The 19,572-nt window shown below is 58.0% G+C and carries 22 protein-coding genes; 8 read left to right on the top strand and 14 right to left on the bottom strand.

Translation table 11 applies throughout. The features are described 5' to 3' along the window. Nucleotides 1-99 precede the first annotated feature (99 nt). The 4 genes from dnaK to WCG50_RS01915 all read right to left on the bottom strand — a co-directional run bounded on the left by dnaK (nucleotide 100) and on the right by WCG50_RS01915 (nucleotide 3,753). The gene (dnaK, locus tag WCG50_RS01930; protein WP_336897874.1) at nucleotides 100-2,061 is read right to left on the bottom strand and encodes a molecular chaperone DnaK; all 1,962 of its coding nucleotides are present in this window, start codon (nucleotides 2,059-2,061) and stop codon (nucleotides 100-102) included. Between the two features lie 130 nt (nucleotides 2,062-2,191). Beyond that, on the bottom strand, nucleotides 2,192-2,752 hold the full coding sequence (grpE, locus tag WCG50_RS01925) for a nucleotide exchange factor GrpE (protein ID WP_336897873.1): 561 nt from the start codon (nucleotides 2,750-2,752) through the stop codon (nucleotides 2,192-2,194). A 131-nt stretch (nucleotides 2,753-2,883) separates the two neighbouring features. Beyond that, nucleotides 2,884-3,237: an FKBP-type peptidyl-prolyl cis-trans isomerase gene (locus WCG50_RS01920; RefSeq protein ID WP_336897872.1), complete on the bottom strand. Its 354-nt coding sequence runs from the start codon at nucleotides 3,235-3,237 to the stop codon at nucleotides 2,884-2,886. A gap of 204 nt (nucleotides 3,238-3,441) precedes the next feature. Further along, entirely contained in the window at nucleotides 3,442-3,753 is a 312-nt protein-coding gene (locus tag WCG50_RS01915; RefSeq protein WP_336897871.1) for a winged helix-turn-helix transcriptional regulator, read from the bottom strand. Nucleotides 3,754-4,004: 251 nt separating this feature from the next. Here WCG50_RS01915 and WCG50_RS01910 point away from each other — a divergent pair, with 251 nt between their 5' ends. Further along, on the top strand, nucleotides 4,005-4,292 hold the full coding sequence (locus tag WCG50_RS01910) for a late competence development ComFB family protein (protein WP_336897870.1): 288 nt from the start codon (nucleotides 4,005-4,007) through the stop codon (nucleotides 4,290-4,292). 76 nt (nucleotides 4,293-4,368) lie between these two features. Here the strand turns inward: WCG50_RS01910 and WCG50_RS01905 are convergent, their stop codons facing one another. Beyond that, nucleotides 4,369-5,646, bottom strand: a complete 1,278-nt coding sequence (locus WCG50_RS01905) for an aminotransferase class I/II-fold pyridoxal phosphate-dependent enzyme (protein WP_336897869.1) — start codon at nucleotides 5,644-5,646, stop codon at nucleotides 4,369-4,371. 168 nt (nucleotides 5,647-5,814) lie between these two features. On the opposite strand from WCG50_RS01905, the gene WCG50_RS01900 reads away from it, so the two are divergent. Next, on the top strand, nucleotides 5,815-7,185 hold the full coding sequence (locus WCG50_RS01900; protein ID WP_336897868.1) for a TrpB-like pyridoxal phosphate-dependent enzyme: 1,371 nt from the start codon (nucleotides 5,815-5,817) through the stop codon (nucleotides 7,183-7,185). Between the two features lie 14 nt (nucleotides 7,186-7,199). Here the strand turns inward: WCG50_RS01900 and WCG50_RS01895 are convergent, their stop codons facing one another. The 6 genes from WCG50_RS01895 to mfd form a co-directional block, all read right to left on the bottom strand. After that, nucleotides 7,200-8,240, bottom strand: a complete 1,041-nt coding sequence (locus tag WCG50_RS01895; RefSeq protein ID WP_336897867.1) for an EamA family transporter — start codon at nucleotides 8,238-8,240, stop codon at nucleotides 7,200-7,202. 8 nt (nucleotides 8,241-8,248) lie between these two features. After that, a complete protein-coding gene (gene serB, locus WCG50_RS01890; protein ID WP_336897866.1) occupies nucleotides 8,249-8,965 on the bottom strand; it encodes a phosphoserine phosphatase SerB in 717 nt (238 codons plus the stop codon). A 73-nt stretch (nucleotides 8,966-9,038) separates the two neighbouring features. Then, nucleotides 9,039-9,176: a hypothetical protein gene (locus WCG50_RS01885; RefSeq protein WP_336897865.1), complete on the bottom strand. Its 138-nt coding sequence runs from the start codon at nucleotides 9,174-9,176 to the stop codon at nucleotides 9,039-9,041. Nucleotides 9,177-9,227: 51 nt separating this feature from the next. Next, complete coding sequence (locus tag WCG50_RS01880; RefSeq protein ID WP_336897864.1) at nucleotides 9,228-9,674, bottom strand: type II toxin-antitoxin system VapC family toxin; 447 nt, start codon at nucleotides 9,672-9,674, stop codon at nucleotides 9,228-9,230. Continuing rightward, nucleotides 9,671-9,970, bottom strand: a complete 300-nt coding sequence (locus WCG50_RS01875; protein WP_336897863.1) for a virulence-associated protein VapB — start codon at nucleotides 9,968-9,970, stop codon at nucleotides 9,671-9,673. Before WCG50_RS01875 ends, WCG50_RS01880 begins: the two co-directional genes overlap by 4 nt. 66 nt (nucleotides 9,971-10,036) lie before the next feature. Then, complete coding sequence (gene mfd / locus WCG50_RS01870) at nucleotides 10,037-13,555, bottom strand: transcription-repair coupling factor (RefSeq protein ID WP_336897862.1); 3,519 nt, start codon at nucleotides 13,553-13,555, stop codon at nucleotides 10,037-10,039. Nucleotides 13,556-13,653: 98 nt separating this feature from the next. Here mfd and ispD point away from each other — a divergent pair, with 98 nt between their 5' ends. The 5 genes from ispD to WCG50_RS01845 all read left to right on the top strand — a co-directional run bounded on the left by ispD (nucleotide 13,654) and on the right by WCG50_RS01845 (nucleotide 17,325). Then, a complete protein-coding gene (gene ispD, locus WCG50_RS01865) occupies nucleotides 13,654-14,379 on the top strand; it encodes a 2-C-methyl-D-erythritol 4-phosphate cytidylyltransferase (protein WP_336897861.1) in 726 nt (241 codons plus the stop codon). A 3-nt stretch (nucleotides 14,380-14,382) separates the two neighbouring features. After that, nucleotides 14,383-14,880, top strand: a complete 498-nt coding sequence (gene ispF / locus WCG50_RS01860; RefSeq protein WP_336897860.1) for a 2-C-methyl-D-erythritol 2,4-cyclodiphosphate synthase — start codon at nucleotides 14,383-14,385, stop codon at nucleotides 14,878-14,880. 48 nt (nucleotides 14,881-14,928) lie between these two features. After that, nucleotides 14,929-15,648 carry a class I SAM-dependent methyltransferase gene (locus tag WCG50_RS01855; protein ID WP_336897859.1) on the top strand — a complete coding sequence of 240 codons (720 nt, stop codon included), beginning with the start codon at nucleotides 14,929-14,931 and terminating at the stop codon, nucleotides 15,646-15,648. 85 nt (nucleotides 15,649-15,733) lie between these two features. After that, complete coding sequence (locus WCG50_RS01850) at nucleotides 15,734-16,393, top strand: GNAT family N-acetyltransferase (RefSeq protein ID WP_336897858.1); 660 nt, start codon at nucleotides 15,734-15,736, stop codon at nucleotides 16,391-16,393. An 11-nt stretch (nucleotides 16,394-16,404) separates the two neighbouring features. Then, entirely contained in the window at nucleotides 16,405-17,325 is a 921-nt protein-coding gene (locus WCG50_RS01845; protein WP_336897857.1) for a carbon-nitrogen hydrolase family protein, read from the top strand. 23 nt (nucleotides 17,326-17,348) lie between these two features. Here WCG50_RS01845 and WCG50_RS01840 read toward each other — a convergent pair whose 3' ends face one another. The 3 genes from WCG50_RS01840 to WCG50_RS01830 are packed head-to-tail and all read right to left on the bottom strand — an operon-like array spanning nucleotide 17,349 to nucleotide 18,778. Further along, entirely contained in the window at nucleotides 17,349-17,888 is a 540-nt protein-coding gene (locus WCG50_RS01840) for a lipocalin family protein (protein ID WP_336897920.1), read from the bottom strand. 15 nt (nucleotides 17,889-17,903) lie between these two features. Next, nucleotides 17,904-18,326: a high-potential iron-sulfur protein gene (locus WCG50_RS01835; RefSeq protein ID WP_336897856.1), complete on the bottom strand. Its 423-nt coding sequence runs from the start codon at nucleotides 18,324-18,326 to the stop codon at nucleotides 17,904-17,906. Between the two features lie 59 nt (nucleotides 18,327-18,385). After that, nucleotides 18,386-18,778 carry a cupin domain-containing protein gene (locus WCG50_RS01830; protein ID WP_336897855.1) on the bottom strand — a complete coding sequence of 131 codons (393 nt, stop codon included), beginning with the start codon at nucleotides 18,776-18,778 and terminating at the stop codon, nucleotides 18,386-18,388. A 190-nt stretch (nucleotides 18,779-18,968) separates the two neighbouring features. On the opposite strand from WCG50_RS01830, the gene WCG50_RS01825 reads away from it, so the two are divergent. Next, the gene (locus tag WCG50_RS01825; RefSeq protein ID WP_336897854.1) at nucleotides 18,969-19,553 is read left to right on the top strand and encodes a class I SAM-dependent methyltransferase; all 585 of its coding nucleotides are present in this window, start codon (nucleotides 18,969-18,971) and stop codon (nucleotides 19,551-19,553) included. Nucleotides 19,554-19,572: the final 19 nt, after the last annotated feature.

The raw sequence follows: 19,572 nt of genomic DNA, 5'->3' as shown, positions 1-19,572 counted from the left end.
TTTCAGTGCCTGGGTTCAACACAAACGCCGCGTTGAACAATTTTCTTGTTCAACGCGGCGCGTGGGGACATTTATCGGATCAACGTTCAGCGCAAGCGCTTAGCCCTTTTTGACTTCTTTGACTTCTGCGTCAACGATGTTGTCGTCAGCCGCGTGAGCCGAAGCGCCTTGCGCGCCAGCACCACCTGCAGCGGCGCCAGCATCAGCACCCGGGGCTGCTTCAGCGGCTTGCTTGGCTTGCATGTCAGCGTACATTTTCTCGCCCAACTTCTGGCTGACGGTCATCAAAGCTGTGCTCTTTTCTTCAATGGCGGCTTTGTCGTCGCCTTTGAGGACATCTTCAAGTTCCTTGATAGCAGCTTCGATTTTTGATTTTTCATCCGCATCGAGCTTGTCGCCATATTCGGTCAGGCTCTTCTTGACGCTGTGAATGCTGGCATCAGCCTGGTTCTTGACCTGCACCAGTTCAACTTTTTTCTTGTCGTCTGCGGCATTCAGTTCAGCGTCTTTCACCATTTGCTGGATTTCAGCTTCTGACAAGCCGGTGTTAGCCTTAATGGTGATCTTGTTTTCTTTGCCGGTGCCTTTGTCTTTGGCGCCAACATGCAAGATGCCATTGGCGTCAATGTCAAACGACACTTCAATCTGGGGTGTGCCGCGTGACGAAGGAGGAATGCCTTCGAGGTTGAATTCGCCGAGCATTTTGTTGCCGGCAGCAATCTCGCGCTCACCCTGGAACACCTTGATGGTCACGGCCGGCTGGTTGTCTTCAGCCGTCGAGAAAGTTTGTGCAAACTTGGTTGGGATCGTGGTGTTCTTGGTGATCATTTTGGTCATGACACCGCCCATGGTCTCGATGCCCAGGCTCAGGGGTGTCACATCCAGCAGCAACACGTCTTTGCGGTCGCCGGACAACACTTGACCTTGAATGGCGGCGCCCACGGCCACCGCTTCATCGGGGTTCACGTCCTTGCGTGGCTCTTTGCCGAACAATTCCTTGACCTTGTCCTGCACCTTGGGCATGCGGGTCATACCACCGACCATGATCACGTCATGGATGTCGGCGGCAGTAACGCCTGCGTCTTTGAGCGCGGTGCGGATTGGTGCCATCGTGCGCTCGATCAGGTCTTCGACCAGAGATTCGAGCTTGGCGCGGGTGAGTTTGATGCTCAGGTGTTTAGGGCCCGATGCATCAGCTGTCACGTAAGGCAGGTTGATGTCGGTTTGTGCGCTGCTGGAGAGTTCAATCTTGGCCTTTTCAGCGGCTTCTTTCAAGCGTTGCAGGGCGAGCACGTCTTTGCCCAAATCAACGCCCTGGTCTTTCTTGAACTCGGAAATGATGAAGTCGATGATGCGCTGGTCAAAATCTTCGCCACCCAGGAAGGTGTCGCCATTGGTGGACAGCACTTCAAATTGTTTTTCGCCATCAACATCGGCGATTTCGATGATGGACACGTCAAACGTGCCGCCACCCAAGTCATACACAGCAATCTTGCGGTCACCCTTTTCGGTTTTGTCCAGGCCAAAGGCCAGGGCCGCAGCGGTAGGCTCATTGATGATGCGCTTGACATCCAGACCAGCAATGCGGCCCGCGTCTTTAGTCGCTTGGCGCTGGGCATCGTTGAAGTAAGCGGGCACCGTGATGACGGCTTCAGTCACTTCTTCACCGAGATAATCTTCGGCGGTTTTCTTCATCTTGCGCAGCACGTCAGCGCTGATTTGTTGCGGTGCCATGCGGTTGCCGCGCACTTCAACCCATGCATCGCCGTTGTCAGCCGCTGCAATTTTGTAAGGCATCAGATCGATGTCTTTTTGGACTTCTTTTTCGGCGAACTTGCGACCGATCAGGCGCTTGACCGCGTACAGGGTGTTCTTGGGGTTGGTGACGGCCTGGCGCTTGGCCGAGGCTCCGACCAATACTTCGCCATCTTCCTGGTAGGCAATGATCGACGGTGTAGTGCGTGCGCCTTCAGAGTTCTCTATAACCTTGGGCGTGTTGCCTTCCATGATGGCTACGCAGCTGTTGGTCGTTCCCAGATCGATGCCGATGATTCTTCCCATGATTTTTCCTTAGATTTTTGGGGACAGCGTGTGACTGGTTAGCAGTCTGAGGTCTGTCCCGCGAGGGTTTTTGAAATTTAGATGCTGTTAACTTGCGGATGACTCGAACTGTTTCAAGTCACAGCAATAATTATTTTGGTGCCGACACTGTCACCAGGGCGGGACGCAGTGTGCGATCCGCAATGGAGTAGCCTTTTTGCAGCACGGTGACAACGGTGTTGGCTTCCAGTTCCGATGGCACCACGCTGATGGCCTGATGCAGATGCGGATCAAACTTGCTGCCCGCTGCCGGGTTAATGGGCGCCACCTTGTTACGCTCCAGGGCCGCCAACAATTGGCGCAAGGTGGCTTGGGCACCTTCGCGAATCTGATCTGCCGTGGCTTCCTTGAGGATCAGCCCAGCTTCGAGGCTGTCTGCCACCGGGAGCAGGCTTTCAGCAAAGCTTTCGACCGCAAATTTGCGGGCTTTCGAGATTTCTTCATCCGCGCGACGGCGAGCGTTGTCGGCATCAGCTTTGGCGCGCAGATACTGGTCTGCCAGGTCGGCGCTCTTGGCTTGAAGTTCGGCCAAATCTGCTTGCGACTTGGACAGGGCATCCGTTTCGTGGTTCGACATGGCATTCACCATGTCTTCGGTGCTTTGAAAGCTCGAAGTCGTTGTGTCGGTTTGGGTTTGATTGGTTTCAGACATGCGTTAAGCCAAATTTCTAATACGAAGCCATGCACATGGGGTCACAGCAAGGCAATTCAAGTGTGCCGGTTGTGCAAGGAATGCGCCCGGGCATGATGCCGGGCGACAGTTTTTTGCCAGAAGTAGCGGATTTAGTTGGAAACGGCCAACAGTTCAACATCAAATTTCAACGTTGCGTTGGGGGGAATCACGCCGCCAGCACCGCGTGCGCCATAGCCGAGAGCGGCTGGAATGATGAGCGTGCGTGCACCGCCAATCAGCATACCTGCCACGCCTTCGTCCCAACCCCGAATCACCATGCCAGCACCCAGTGAAAACACAAACGGATCGCCACGGTCTTTGCTGGAATCAAATTTAGCGCCTTGAACGCCATCGTTGTAAAGCCAGCCGGTGTAGTGCACCGTCACGCTTTTTCCTTTGGTGGCTTCAGTGCCGGTGCCGATAACGGTGTCTTCGTATTGCAAGCCTGTGGTGGTCGTGGTCATATTAAATTCCTTGAGTGCTATGAAATAAATAGCTGGGTGCGCTTATTCGATAAGGGCAATACCCAGAAAAGCTTTAAATTATGCCAGTAGTCGTTCGCCACCTGGCTTAGCCGGTGAGCAGCGATTGATGGCAGTTGTTAGGTGAGTTGTCAAAAAAAAGACAGGTCACCCCTGTCTTTCGGACGTCAAGCGATGGCGTCTTCGTCAGACCGGTTTTTTGGCCAAATTAGCTGACCATTTGGTGGCAAAAGCAGTGAGGTCGCCCAAGCGCTTGAGCAAGTCGGCGCCTGAAGAAGTCACGATATAGCCATCACTGCCATGGGTGATCAGACCCGCTTCACGCATTTCCTTGATCCGCGTGTTCAAGGTGTTGGGGGTGATCGTTCCAACACTGTCCTGCAACAGGCGAAAGGTCTGGGGATGCCCATCTTTCAAAGCCCACAACACCCTGATGGCGTAGCGTGACTCCAGCAGATCTAACAGTTGACCAATGGCGGAATTTTCTTTGGAACTCATAAAGCAGCTCTCCTCAAAGCGTTGATTGATGGCCGGGGCTTTTTAACTTTTGGTGGATACTGGCTTTTGGTGCCCACAGTTTTCCGGCGCGACCCGAAACTATAGCCTAGATTTAGGTGTGCTACAAGTTTCATAGCTAATTAAGCACTGAAACTGATCACTTTTGCGTTCATTATTTCTTGTCAGGGGGCGTTGGAACTGCTAACGTGGTCTCTGAACAAGTTTGTCAATGGCGTTTGTTGAAAGAATTTATGGTTATCAATTTCGAGCAAGTACACAACTATTACGAACGTTTGGTGTTTGATGATGTGGCACGATTATCAGAGGCGCATCAGGATTTCACGTCCGACATGCTGGCCGATGTGGCTTGTGTGGCCTTAAACCGTTTGCCGGCCCGTTATGTCCGACATGATGTCGACATGATGTTTTACTTGACGGAGCATGAGCGTCATGCCATTGAGCAATCCCTCGCGGAGTGTCTGACGTTTGCGTTTGCTTTTGTCAGTGAGCGGGTCGCCAAACGCAATGCGCAGGGCTGATTGAATTTCGCCAAAACCCTCTCCCTCTAAATGAGGCGAGAGGGTTTTGTTCGTCAGATTCGTCTGTCGATTAACTTCAAACCGCAGCCAGCGCCTGCTCCAAGTCTTCCAGCAGGTCGTCAATATGCTCAATGCCTACTGACAAGCGCACCATGTCGGGCTTGACCCCAGCTTTGGCCAGTTCCGCCGGGTTGAGTTGGCGGTGCGTGGTGCTGGCAGGGTGGCACGCCAGTGATTTGGCATCGCCAATATTGACCAGGCGCGTAAACAGCTTGAGCGCGTCCTGAAACCGGGCACCGGCTTCCAGACTGTCGCTGGCTTTGAGACCGAAACTGATGATGCCTGAAGCACGACCACCCATTTGTTTTTTAACCAGGGCGTGATCCGCATGGTCTGGCAGTCCGGCGTAGTTGACCCAGCCCACTTTGGCGTGGGATTGCAAACGTTGAGCCACTTTGAGCGCGTTGTCGCAAATGCGGTCCATGCGCAATGCCAGGGTTTCAATGCCCTGCAGAATCTGGAACGCGGCGAGGGCGCTCAAAGCAGCGCCCATGTTGCGCAAGGGCACCACGCGGGCGCGGCCAATGTAGGCGGCGGCACCGAGGGCTTCGGTGTAGACCACGCCGTGGTAGCTCACGTCGGGTTCGTTCAGGCGCTTGAAGCGTGCTTTGTGCTCTGCCCACGGGAATTTGCCGGAATCCACAATGACGCCGCCAATGGTGGTGCCGTGTCCACCCAAGTATTTGGTCAGCGAGTGCACCACGATGTCGGCACCGTGCTCAAACGGACGGCACAGGTAAGGGCTGGCCACCGTGTTGTCCACAATCAGTGGCACGCCATGGGCATGGGCAACAGCCGCCAACGCAGCCAGGTCGGTCACATTGCCCAGCGGGTTGCCGATGGACTCGCAAAACACCGCCTTGGTGCGGGCATCAATCAGCTTGGCAAACGAGGCCGGGTCGCGGGGGTCGGCAAAGCGCACCTCAATGCCCATTTGCGGGAAGGTGTGGGCAAACAGGTTGTAGGTGCCGCCATACAGCGTGGAGGCCGACACGATGTTGTCGCCTGCTTCAGTGATCGTTTGAATGGCGTAGGCAATGGCTGACATGCCAGAGGCCACTGCCAGTGCGCCAATGCCGCCCTCGAGCGCCGCCACGCGGGCTTCAAGCACGGCGTTGGTTGGGTTCATGATGCGGCTGTAAATGTTCCCCGCGACCTTGAGGTCGAACAAGTCAGCGCCATGCTGGGTGTCATCGAAAGCAAAAGCCACGGTTTGGTAGATTGGCACCGCCACCGCTTTGGTGGTGGGGTCTGGCGTGTAGCCTGCGTGCACGGCAAGGGTTTCGATTCTCATGGGTGTTGTCTCTCGTTGTAAAAAAGAGCCATCTTAGACGGACATTTCACTCAACTCATAGACAGAATTTTCATATCTTCATATCGACCAGTGGCAGTCGCGGTGCATACTTACGGCGCCACCACTTTGGCATCACCGCGTGTATTTCATAACAAATAAGGACCCACTATGAGCAAGCAGACAAAGTTTCTTTTGGACGAAAACCAGATGCCAAAGTCTTGGTACAACATCCAGGCTGACCTTCCCAAAGCAGCTCCTGCTGTGTTGCACCCGGGCACCCTGCAACCGATTGGTCCGGATGACCTGGCCCCGCTTTTCCCCATGGCCTTGATCATGCAGGAGGTGAGTCAGGAGCGCGAGATTGAAATCCCCGAACCGGTGCAGGATATTTACCGCATGTGGCGTCCGGCGCCGCTGTACCGGGCGCACCGTCTTGAAAAAGCGCTCGGTACCCCCGCCAAGATTTACTACAAGTACGAAGGCGTCAGCCCGGCGGGTAGCCACAAGCCCAACACTGCGGTGCCGCAGGCTTTTTACAACAAAGAGCAAGGCGTCAAGCGCCTGGTGACCGAGACCGGCGCTGGTCAGTGGGGCACCTCGCTGGCCTTTGCCGGTTCCCTGTTTGGCATCGACGTTGAAGTGTTCCAGGTGCGTGTGTCTTATGACCAAAAACCTTATCGCCGGGCTGTGATGGAAACCTTTGGCGCCCGCTGCGTGGCCTCGCCTTCGATGGAGACCGCTTACGGTCGCTCGGTACTGGCCAAGAATCCGAACCACACCGGCAGCTTGGGCATTGCCATCTCTGAGGCGGTTGAATTGGCCCTGCAGCGCGACGACACCAAATACGCGCTGGGCTCGGTGCTGAACCATGTGTTGCTGCACCAGACCGTCATCGGGCAAGAAGCCATGACGCAAATGGAAATGGCCGACACCTGGCCGGATGTGGTGATTGGCTGCGCCGGTGGCGGCTCCAACTTTGCCGGCATTGCCTTTCCCTTCATCGGACACGCCTTGCGCGGTGGCCAAAAGTCGCGCATCGTGGCGGTAGAACCCGCCGCCTGTCCGTCACTCACGCGCGGCACCTACGCCTATGACTTTGGCGACACCGCCGGCATGACACCGCTGACCAAAATGCACACCCTGGGCAGCCAGTTCACGCCACCGGGTTTTCATGCGGGTGGCCTTCGCTACCACGGCATGTCGGCGCTGGTGTCGCATTGCAAGGAATTGGGCTTGCTGGAGGCTGTGGCCTACAACCAGGTGGAATGTTTTGAAGCCGGTGTGCTGTTTGCCCGCAACGAAGGCATCGTGCCAGCGCCAGAGGCCAACCACGCCGTCAAAGGCGCGATCGAGGAAGCTCTGCGCTGCAAGCGCGAAGGTAAGGCCGAAACCATTCTGTTTTGCCTGTCCGGCCACGGACACTTCGACATGACGTCATACCAAAAATACTTTGCCGGTGAATTGACCGACGAACGCTGTGACGAGGCTGAAATGGCCATGGCCCTGGCCAGTCTGCCCAGCGTGCCTGAAACGGTTTAGTTTTCAGCCCTGATTCAGTGCTCGTGGCGGTGGTGGATGTCAGGGAAATGAGCGTGCCGATGACTTAAGCCACCATGCCCGTGTGAATGCTCATGCGGGCTTTTTTCATCCCAGTCAAAGTCGTGAGGATGCTGATGGTGCGCATCGTGCTCATGCGGGTGTGAGTGTTCCTGGATCGCATGGCTGTGGTCATGCGAGTGGCTTTCACTGAAGTGCAACCAGACGCCAAGCCCCATCAGCACAGCCGCCAACCCAAAGGTTGCGGACATGGATTCGCCAAAAACCACGATGGCGACTGCGGCGCCCAAGAACGGCGCGATCGAGAAATAAGCCCCCGTGCGCGCTGTTCCCAACCCCCGCAGCGCCAGCACAAACAACACCAGACTGATGCCGTAACCCAAAAAACCTAGCAGCAGGGTGGCGAGGGTGGTGACAAGCGCGGGCATCTGCGCCCCCAAGCTCAAGGCCAACACCGTATTCACAAGGCCTGCGATAAGGCCTTTGGTGCCCGCAATAAACACCGCATCGGAGGCCGACACCTTGCGAGTGAGGTTGTTGTCAATCGCCCAAAAGAGACAGGCGACGCCCACCAGCAAGGGCCCGGTCCAATCCGACACTGAACTGGAAGGGTTAGCGTCCGTGAGCACGACCCCGCCAGCCACGATCGCCGCCATGCCCAGCACGATGCGCCGATCGGTGTTTTCCTTGAAAACCAACCAGGCAATGACGGCCGTCAGGACCGACTCCAGATTCAGTAACAGCGAGGCCGTTGAACCCGAGGTCGTTGTCAAACCCCTCATCAAGGCCACGGGCCCCAGCACACCGCCAAAAAAAACAGCGCCCAGCAGCCAAGGCCATTCCGCCTTGGTCAAACCCGAGGGTTTGAGGCCGACGTCACGCACGACGCGCCAAAGGGCAAGCCCCAATCCGCTCCCCAAATACAGCAAACCCGCCAGCAGAATGGGTGACACATCACCGGTCAGCCATTTGGCAAACGGCGTGCTGGCCCCAAAGAGCGCCGCCGCACCCAGCGCGAATAAAACGGGGCGGTTCATGGCTTGCCTTATAAATCTCGAAAGTGGGTCAGCAAGCGGTCCAGGCCACCCGAATTGATGCAAACCTTGGCGGCATCGCGCACGGTGGGCTTGGCGTGATAAGCCACCGACAAACCGGCAGCGCCCATCATGGGCAGGTCGTTGGCGCCGTCGCCCATGGCAATGGCTTGCATTGGGCTGATGCCCAATTGGGCGCAGGTTTCCAGCAAAGTTTTGCGTTTTTCTTCGCCATCGCAAATGTCGCCCCAGTCCTGGTCCACCATGCGGCCGGTGAGCACGCCGTCCACCACGTCAAGCACGTTGGCGCGGGCGTAGTCGATGCGGAGCAGGTCGCGCACCCGGTCGGAAAAAAACGTGAAGCCGCCAGACACCAGCAGCACTTTCAGGCCCGCTTTTTTGCAGGCCGCCACCAGATTGGCCGCGCCGGGGTTGAGTTGCAGGCGCTCCAGGTACACCTGTTCCATGTCGGCCAGGGTCACGCCCTGGAGCAGGGCCACACGCTGGCGCAGGCTTTCTTTGAAGTCGGTAATCTCGCCGCGCATGCTGGCCTCGGTGATGGCCGCCACCTCGGCTTTGCGGCCGACCGCATCTGCGATTTCGTCCACGCACTCGATGTTGATGAGGGTGGAATCCATGTCAAACGCGATGAGCTTGAAGTCGCTCAGCGTGAGCGGCGGGGTGACGCCTTGAATGACGAGGCCGGGGGAGATTTCAGTCGTTTGCATGTTGAAATGAAGTTACTATTATTTTGATAGCTGCTTACGCAAGTAGGACGAGGGCTGGAGGCTTATTTTGTGCTCATGTATCTTGAGCCTTGGCAAACGTTCGCTCAAACGCTTCCGGGTTGAAATCTGTGTCGCCTTCATTGTTTTCAGTTTCTAGGGCCGTAAGCGTCTTGGTTATTTCTGTCAGTGTTTGGCTTTCGTCGGCCTGCACAGGCCATTCATTCGTCGGATAGTCCAAATCTAACAGGATGCAGTTTTGTGTTCATACGGCTATCCCCGCCAGCCAGTTCTCCACCCGCAAGCCCGGCACGCGGCGGAATTCGGTTTCGTTGTCGGTCACCAGCGTGCAATCAAGTGCCAGGGCGTGGGCGGCGATCAGTGTGTCGTTGGGGCCGATGGGCGTGCCCGCTTTTTCCAAATGGGCTCGAATGGTGGCGTAGTGTTGCACCACGGCGGTATCCATAGCCATGATGGCGATGGAGGCTATGGCTACTTCATAGGCATGGGTGTAGCGAGAGTTTGGATTCTTTTGCAAACCAAAGCGCAATTCACAATCCACAATCAAACTGGTACAAATTTGTGCATCTTTGATTTTGCTCAGCGTATGCACCATGCGCCGGGCTACTTCGCCGCCGGGTTGGCGCATTAGGGCAGAGATGATGTTGGTGTCGAGCATCCAAAGTTGCTTTTCAGAGGTCGCGCCTCTCATAAAGTGATGTCGTCCAAGGGCAACAATCCTTCATCGACGTCCGGGAATGGTTCGTCAATCGGCTCCAGTGTGGCCAGTGCAGCCATCAGGCAGCCTAGAGAACCTTTGGGGTGTTGTTGCAATAGGGGTTCGATGACCAAGGTGTTGCCGACGCGCCGTAAGGTGGCTTCTTGAGTCGGCAATTCGAACTCCTTGGGGATGCGTAATGCCTGATTGGCCCCGTTGCGAAACAGGCGAACGTGGCGGACAGGGGCATCTGTCTGATAGTCAGCGGTTTTTTCTGAGGCGAAGGGCATGGTGATTCTCCTGACCAAGTTGAATGCCAAGTTTAGCCTATGCCTAAGCCTATGCCAAGTTGCAAATCACACCATAGCCACCGGCTGCCCCAGGTTTTTCAGAATATCTCGCACCATTTGCGCCCGGTCTTTGACCTCGGGCAACTCGCGCTCAATGCGCAGTTTCTCACTGCCTGCCAGCTTGATGTGTTTGTTTTTCTGGATCATGGCGATGATTTTCATCGGGTCGATCGGCGGGTTCTTCTTGAAGGTGATGGTGATCACGCCCGGCGCGGCATCGACCTTGACCACGCCATAGGGCTTGGCGATGACGCGCAGGCGGTGCACGTCGATCAGCGTTTGCGCTTGTGGTGGCAGTTTGCCAAAGCGGTCCACAATCTCTTCGAGCAGGTTGTCGATCTGGTCGGTATTTTTGGCCGTCGCCAGCTTTTTGTAGAACGACAGGCGCAAATGCACATCGCCACAGTAGTCGTCGGGCAACAGCGCCGGGGAGTGCAGGTTGATGTCGGTGGTCACATTAAGCGGGCTGAGCAAATCGGGCTCAATGCCTGCTTTCAGGCAACGCACGGCCTCGCTCAGCATCTCGTTGTAAAGCTGAAAGCCCACTTCGAGCATGTTGCCGCTCTGGTTTTCGCCCAGTACTTCGCCCGCACCGCGAATCTCCAGATCGTGCATCGCGAGGTAAAAGCCGGAGCCCAGTTCTTCCATTTGCTGAATCGCATCGAGCCGCTGGGTGGCCTGTTTGGTCAGACCTTCAAGGTCGGGCACCATCAAATAGGCATAGGCCTGGTGGTGGCTGCGGCCGACCCGACCGCGCAACTGGTGCAATTGCGCCAGACCGAATTTGTCAGCGCGACTCATGACGATGGTGTTGGCGGTCGGCACGTCAATGCCGGTCTCAATAATGGTGGAGCACAGCAGCAGGTTAAAGCGCTGGGCCACAAAGTCGCGCATCACGCTTTCCAACTGGCGCTCGGGCATTTGGCCGTGGGCCACGGCAATGCGGGCTTCGGGCAGCAGTTCTTCTAATTTTGCGCGCCGGTTTTCGATCGTGTCGACTTCGTTGTGCAAAAAGTAAACCTGCCCGCCACGCTTGAGTTCGCGCAGCACAGCTTCCCGAATCACGCCATTGCTCTCGGAGCGCACAAAGGTTTTGATGGCGAGGCGGCGTTGTGGCGCAGTGGCAATCACACTCAAATCGCGCAGGCCCTCCAGCGCCATGCCCAGCGTGCGGGGAATCGGCGTGGCGGTGAGGGTCAGCACATCGACCTCGGCCCGCAGCGCCTTCATCTGCTCTTTGTGGCGCACGCCAAAACGGTGCTCTTCGTCGATGATGAGCAGACCCAAATCCTTGAATTTGGTCGATTCGCTGAGCAGTTTGTGGGTGCCCACGACGATGTCGATGGTGCCGTCAGCCAGCCCTTTCATGGCGGCGGTTATTTCCTTGGCAGAGCGGAAGCGGCTCATCTCCGCCACCTTGACCGGCCATTTGGCGAAGCGGTCCACCAGCGTCTGGTAATGCTGCTCGGCCAGCAGCGTGGTGGGCGCCAACAGGGCGACTTGTTTGCCGCCGGTGATGCCGATGAAGGCGGCACGCAAAGCGACTTCGGTCTTGCCAAAGCCGACATCGCCACAAATCAGCCGGTCCATCGGGCGCGGGCTGATCATGTCCTGAATGACAGCGTGAATGGCGGCGCTCTGGTCCGGTGTTTCTTCAAAGCCAAAGTCGTTGGCAAAGGTTTCGTAATCGCTCGGTGAGTAGCGAAAGGCAAAGCCTTCGCGGGCAGCACGGCGGGCGTAGATGTTGAGCAACTCGGCGGCCGAGTCGCGTACCTGTTCGGCGGCTTTGCGCTTGGCTTTGTCCCACACGCCCGAACCCAAGCGGTGCAGCGGGGCTTCATCGGCACTGACGCCGGTGTAGCGGCTGATGAGCTGCAACTGGCTGACCGGCACATACAGCGTGGCTTTGTCGGCGTATTCGAGGTGCAGGAATTCCTGCATTTCGGGATCGCCATTGGGTAGTTTGTTGCCCAGGTCGAGGTTGATCAAGCCGTGGTAACGGCCAATGCCGTGCGCCGAATGGACGACCGGGTCGCCCACTTTGAGTTCGCTCAGGTCTTTGATCAGCGCTTCAACATCGCTGACCTGCTCCTGTTTTTTGCGGCGGCGCGTGGTCGGGCCGGCGGCAAACAACTCGGTCTCGGTCACAAAATCGATGCCCGCTTCCAGCCAGGCAAATCCGATGTTCAGGCTGGAGGTGGCAATGCCGACTTTCTCTTTGCTGCGCTCGAACTCGGCCAGCGAGTCGAACGAGGGCGGCGATAAATGGCTGGCATGCAAAAAGTCGAGCAAGCTGGTCTTGCGGCCTTCACTCTCGGCCAGCACCAGCACGCGCTGCTGGCTGCGGCGAATGTGCTCTTTCAGGCGCGATAACGGGTCTTCCGCACCGCGCACCACGGTCAGCGAAGGCAGGCTGCCGAGTTCCGCAAAGTCGGTGGGGCCTGAAACGGCGGGCACCTCGGCCGCCCCTGCTTCGTGCTTGACGACCGCGTTGGGTGCCTTGATCGCCAGTTGCGCATGCTGATTGACCCGCGCATAAAACTGCTCAATGCCCAAAAACAGCGACTCTGGTGGCAATGCCGGGCGATCCGGATCGGTGCGAACCAGCCGGTAACGGTCTTTGGTGTCCTGCCAAAAATGTTGAAACGCGGGTTCCAGGTCGCCATGCAGCACCACCGTGGCTTCGGCCCCGAGGTAGTCAAACACGGTGGCGGTTTCCTCAAAAAACAGCGGCAGGTAGTACTCAATACCGGCGGTGGCCACGCCATTGCCGATGTCTTTGTAAATACGGCTCTTGGTCGGGTCGCCTTCCATCAGCTCGCGCCAGCGGCTGCGAAACTTGGCGCGGGCCTCGTCGTCCATCGGAAATTCGCGGCCCGGTAACAGCCGCACTTCGGGCACCGGGTACAGGCTGCGCTGGCTGTCGGGGTCGAAGGTGCGGATGCTGTCGATCTCGTCGTCAAACAAATCCACCCGGTAAGGCACGGCGCTGCCCATCGGAAACAGGTCAATAAGACCGCCGCGCACGGCATATTCGCCGGGGCTCACGACCTGTGTCACATGGCTGTAGCCGGCCAGCGTCAGCTGCGCCTTGAAGCGGGATTCATCGAGCTTTTGCTTGACCTTGAATTGAAACGTGTAGGCCGCCAGAAAACTGGGCGGCGCCAGCCGGTACAGCGCGGTGGTGGCGGGCACGATGACCACATCGGCGCCAGCATCCTTGTCGCGCTGGCTGATACGCCACAGGGTCGCGAGGCGTTCGCTGATCAAGTCCTGGTGCGGCGAGAACGTGTCGTAGGGCAGGGTTTCCCAATCCGGGAACAGCACGCAGCGCAAGTCGGGCGCAAAGAACGCCATCTCGTCGATCAGGCGCTGGGCGTCGGTGGCGTTGGCGGTGACGATGGCCGTGATCTTGCCCTGGGACTTTTCGCGCAAACCCAGTTGGGCCAGCAGCAAGGCGTCGGCTGAACCGATGGGGCGGGGCAGCGTGAAGCGCTTGCCGGGGTGCAGTTTGGGTAAGTCCATGAATCGCCTGATCAAAAACACAAATACAAAACACCCCACGCGGTGAGGCGGGGGGTGTTTAAAAGCGGATGCCGTCATTTTAGAATGCCGCTACAACCATGACTGAACTCTCCCAAAATTCCCCCTCAACACTTCCCTCTGACGCCCGCTTTTGGGCGGTGATTCCTAGTGCGGGCAGCGGCTCGCGCTCGGGTGCAGACGGCCCTAAACAGTACCAGCCGCTGGCCGGTCAACCGCTGGTAATTCACACGCTGTCGGCCTTTGCCAAGGTCAGGCGCATCGACCAGATTGCCGTGGTGGTGGCCGCCGATGATGATTTTCTGGATTCCAGTTCTGCTACTGTTTTAATAGCTGCTTGTGGAGGTGATACAAGGGCTGCAAGCGTTTTTAATGGCTTAATCTATTTGCTGGAATGTGGCGCCGCGCCCGACGACTGGGTGCTGGTGCACGACGCCGCCCGCTGCCTGATCACGCCTGAGCAGATCAACGCCCTGATCGACGCCTGCGCGGTGGATGCGGTCGGCGGCTTGCTGGCGCTGAAATTGCCCGACACCCTGAAAAGCGAAGTCGGCGGCCGGGTCGCCAGCACGCTGGACCGCGCAGACAAATGGCTGGCCCAGACGCCGCAGATGTTTCGCATTGGCGCCCTGGTGGACGCCTTGCAGCAGGCGGGCGACCAGGTCACCGACGAATCCAGTGCGATGGAGTTCATGGGTTTAAAACCTTTGCTGGTGCCGGGCAGCGCACAAAACTTCAAGGTGACTTATCCTGAAGACTTTGCGTTGGCCGAAGCCGTGCTCAACGCTCGTCAGACAAGGAGCTAGACCATGAATTTCAGAATTGGCGAAGGCTGGGATATCCATGCGCTGGTCGCAGGACGGAAACTCATTTTGGGCGGGGTCGAGATTCCATTTCACCTGGGCTTGCTGGGCCACTCGGATGCCGATGTGCTGCTGCATGCCATCACCGATGCGCTGCTGGGCGCGGCCGCTCTCGGTGATATTGGCACGCATTTCCCCGACACCGACGCGCGCTTCAAGGGGGCAGACTCTGCTGTGCTGCTGACCGAGGCGATGCGCCGGGTGCGTGACAAAGGCTTTGAGCTTGGCAATGTGGACTGCACCGTGATTGCGCAGGCGCCCAAACTGATGCCGTTCATGCCCAGCATGCGCGCCCAAATTGCGCTGGCGCTGGACGTGGTGATCGACCATGTCAACGTCAAAGCCAAGACTTCGGAAAAAATGGGACCGGTCGGCTTGGGCGAGGCGATGGAAGCGCGGGCCGTGGTGCTGCTTTACAAAAATTTAAAGCAAAATAGCCTGTAGCCCCGTGCAATAAGCGCAAGCAGCTATTATTACTATAGCGTTCAAAAAATGAAAAAAATGATACCTCTGGATCAACTACCCCTAGTCACCGATGAATTGACGGTGTTGGCCGGACTGGTGCCGCTGATCAACAGCCAGATCGTGGAGCTCGGTTGCGGCAACGCCCGGCTGGCGCGCACGCTGTTGCAGCAGTTTCCGGGTTGCCATGTCACCGGGTTGGAGGTCGATGTGCGCCAGCATGCCAAAAACCTGGCCGAGCCAGCCCAGCCTGACCTGACTTTTTTGGCCGCCGGAGCACAGGCTATTCCTTTGACCGATGCCTCGTGCGATTTGGCGCTGATGCTCAAGTCGCTGCACCATGTGCCGCTCGCCGTCATGGCGACGGCCTTGGGCGAAGTGGCGCGTGTGCTGCGTCCGGGCGGCTATTTGTACGTGTCAGAGCCCATTTTTGACGGCGCCATGAACGAGGTGATTCGCCTCTACAACGACGAAGAACTGGTGCGCAGCGCAGCGCAGGCGGCTGTGGACGCGGCGCTGACCACCGGCTTGTGGGAACAGGTGGCTGAGAGCTGCTTTGCCACGCCAGTGCATTTCAATGACTTTGCCGATTTTGAGCAGCGCATGATGCGTCCGACCTACGCCGATCACCAGTTGGATGACGCCACCATCGCGGCGGTACGCACCGTGTTCGAACCGCACTGCGGCGCGTCCGGGGCCGATTTCACCCGGCCGATGCGGGTGCGCCTGCTGCGCCGCGTCGCCGCTTAAGGCGGGCCGGCCTTGGCTTGGGTGCGCTAGCGCACCGACGGCGAAGGGCGCTGGTTTTAAAGTGGGATGGCAACCCACTTTCACCATGTCCAAGCTCACCATTCGCAACACCCGGCCGGAAGATATTGACGCCTTGGTGCGCCTCCAGCGACTGGTGTACCCGAACATTGCGGCTTGGCACCGCGACCGGGTCGTGCACCAAATCGAGCTATTTCCCCAGGGGCAGTTGGTGGCTTACGACGGCAATGTGCTGGTGGGCTGCGCCAGCGCCCTGGTGATTCTCTGGGATGAGTGGGCCGAAGAGCACACTTGGGACCAAATCACGGCGGCGGGCACGTTTGACACCCACAATACAGCCGGTTTCACGCTCTATGGTGCCGAGGTATTTGTGTCGCCCAAGCTGCGCGGCAAACGCGTCGGTCATGCGTTGTACGAAGCCCGACGGCGTGTCTGCAAAGCCTTGAACCTGCGGCGCATCATTGCCTGTGGCCGACTGCCGGGCTACCACCTGCAGGCACACAAGATGACGGTTGACCTCTATGCGCGCAAGGTGCTGTGGGGCGACCTGACCGACCCGGTGCTGAGTTTTCAGTTGCGCGAAGGCTTCAGGTACTGCGGCATCATGAAAAACTACATCCCCGATGACCATGAATCGCACGGCAACGCCTCGCTGATCGTCTGGCTCAACCCCGATTTCGACACGTTAAAGCCCTCTGCGCTTCAGTTGGCGCCCCCCGCCCATTAGAGCCTGCCCGCATGAAAACAAAACCACCCCCTCAGATTCCGGTCCATATCCCCAAACCAATCAACGTGCGCATCGCCGCGGTGCAATACCTGCTGCGCTCCATTCACGACTGGAGCGGCTTCGAGAATCAGGTGCGCTTTGTGATGAAAGCCGCCGGTGATTACAAGCCCCAGTTCGTTTTGTTGCCCGAAATATTCACCACCCAGTTGCTGTCTTTTATGGACACCAGCGACCTGCGCCAGGCTGTGCGCAACATGAACGACTACACGGCGCGCTACATCGAACTGTTCAAGGAACTCGCAGCGCAGTGGAAGGTTCATGTCATTGGGGGCAGCCACCCCACCATCACTGACGGCAAACTCGTGAACACCGCCTACCTGTTTACCCCCGAGGGCAAGGTGTTTACCCAGGACAAAATCCACCTGACACGTTGGGAAAAAGAAAAATGGAAGAGTGATGCCGGCAACCAGTTGCGGGTGTTCGACACGCCCCATGGCCGCATCGCGATTCTGGTTTGCTACGACATCGAGTTTCCGGAACTGAGCCGCAAGGTCTGCGAAATGGGCGCTGACATCATTTTTGTGCCCTCGTGCACGGATGACCGTCAGGGGTTTTTACGGGTGCGTTATTGCTGCCACGCCCGGGCCATTGAAAACCAGGTGTACGTGGCGGTGACCGGCACGGTGGGTAACCTGCCGGTCGAGGGGCTGGCCCTGCACTATGGCCAGGCCGCCATCATCACCCCCTCGGATTTTCCCTTTGCCCGCGACGGCATCGCGGCCGAAGGCGTGCCGAACATGGAGCAGATCGTGATTGCGGATGTGGACCTGGGCAAGTTGGTCATGAACCGCGTCATGGGCACCACCATCCCCCTGTATGACCAGCGGGTGGATGTGTACGACAACCATGTGGAGCTGGTGCCCACCGCTTAAACCCGGCGGGCCGCCGGTCAGGCTCACTGAGCGGGTTCGGTCGCTGCGGTTTGCACGGTGTAACGCAGTTGGGTGAGGTCAAAGCTCTGCGCTTGTGCGCTGGCCAGCGCCGCCGTCAACAACGGGGCCGGCAGTTGTGGCGTGCGTGATAGCACCCACAGGTACTTGCGATTGGGGCTGCCCACCACCGCCCAGCGGTAATCAGGGTCCAGTCCCAGCACCCAATAGTCGCCCTTGAACGGCCAGAAGAACGACACCTTGAGTCGGCTGTTGCCAAACCCCTCAACCACCGTGGCGCTGCCGTTGGCTTCGTCAAAGCCTGAGTCGGTGCGGCACCGGTTCAGCACCGTGACGGCGCCGTTGGGTCCCGGGCCATAGTCGGCGGTGGCATCAGCAATGCATTTGCGCTGGAAAAACATGGGGAAACTGGCTATCTCGAACCACTTGCCGCTGTAGCGGGCCAGGTCGACCATCGGCACGCTGACCACTGGCGTTTGCGCCAGCACCAGAGCCGGCACGATGCCCGCCAAAATTGCCGTAATAAGTGTTGATGTTTTCATGATTTGGTTTTTTCTGGCTCAGGCCCGTTTGACCCAGGAACCGCACCAGCCCTTGGCCATCACTTTTTTGCCAGTGAAAAGCGGGCACGGACCGGTTGCGTCGCCCACCTTGCCCAGGTACAGGGCGCAATTGCTGCATTGGCTGCCCGGTGCGTAGGTCTTGAATTTGGTTTTATCAGCGCGGCTTGCGTCTTCGACATAACCCAGCGCGACGGCCAGGGCGTCTTTCTCGCTCACCGGCACCAGGACGGTCGGGGCTGCAGGCGTGGGAGTTGGCGTCGCATCTGGCATCGGTAGCGGTGCTGGCGGGACGGCCACCGGTTCGGCGGGGCTGGACACCGGTGACGCTGGCTCGGGTTTGGGCGAGCAGGCGGCGAGCACCGCTGCTCCCGCGATTGGCAGAATCTCAATAAAACGTCGGCGTGTTGCGAGTGGGTTCATGGTGATTTACTTGGGTTTTTTGTGTTTTTAGACTTGATACGGGGCATCGGGTGCAGGGCTTATTCCGTGGTTCTGCCGTCAAAGTGTTCATCGTCAGCCTCGGCTTCGGCGCGGGTGTGGTGAACCACCCCCATCAGGTGGTTGGCCGGGGCATAAAGCGTATAAAGCTTGAGCGAGGCACCACCGGTGTTGATGATGTTGTGCCGCGCACCGGCCGGGACGACGATGGCAAAGCCTTCGCGGATGGCCGTGGTAACGCCATCGATCACGACTTGACCGACACCACGCTCCACCCGAAAAAATTGGTCAAGTTGATGAATTTCCTCGCCAATTTCCTCTTTGACTTTCAGTGACATGACCACCAGTTGGCAGTGCTTGGCGGTATAAAGCACTTGCCGAAAATCATTGTTTTTGACGGTGATACCTTCGATGTTGTTGACGTAACCTTTCATGGCGTTTCCGATCCTGAGTTGGGCTCGCCCACGCGAGCTGAAGTGTTGCAGCAGTCTTGAACTGTTCCCAAGAATTTGGGGCTGTCAAAGTTCACTTTAAAAGACGAGCGGTAAAAAGTCAGTGCGATGGCGCACAAAGCGGCGGGTCAGGATCAGGCCAAAAAAGTAAGTCGGTGAAAAATGGTGGCGTGTGCAGCAGTTCCCGGGCTGCCATGTCACTGGTCTGGAGTTCGATGTGCGCCAGCACGCCAAAAATTTGGCCGAGCCACCCCAACCGGACCTGGTATTTTGGGCTGCTGGAGCGCAGGCTATTCCGTTGACCGATGCCTCGTGCGACTTGGCGCTGATGCTCAAGTCGCTGCACCATTTGCCGCTCGCCGCCATGGCGACGGCCTTGGGCGAAGTGGCGCGTGTGCTGCGTCCGGGCAGCTATTTGTATGTGTCAGAGCCCATTTTTGACGGCGCCATGAATGAGGTCGTTCGCCACTACAACGACGAAGAGGTGGTGCGCACAGCGGCGCAGGCGGCTGTGGACGCAGCGCTCACCACTGGCTTTTGGGAACAGGTGGCAGAGCGTTGTTTTGCCACGCCGGTGCATTTCGAGGACTTTGCCGATTTTGAGCAGCGCATGATGCGCCCGATCTACGCTGATCACCAGTTGGACGACGCCACCATTGCGGCGGTGCGCAGCGTTTTCGAGCCGTACTGCGGCGCGTCCGGTGCCGATTTCACCCGGCCGATGCGGGTGCGCCTGCTGCGCCGCGTCACCGCTTAAGTCAGGTCCACCTTGGACT

It is taken from the genome of Rhodoferax sp. (assembly GCF_037143375.1).
Classification (GTDB): Bacteria; Pseudomonadota; Gammaproteobacteria; order Burkholderiales; family Burkholderiaceae_C; genus Rhodoferax.
Note: the sequence above shows the minus strand (reverse complement) of the source record. Positions and strands in the feature narration are given on the sequence as shown.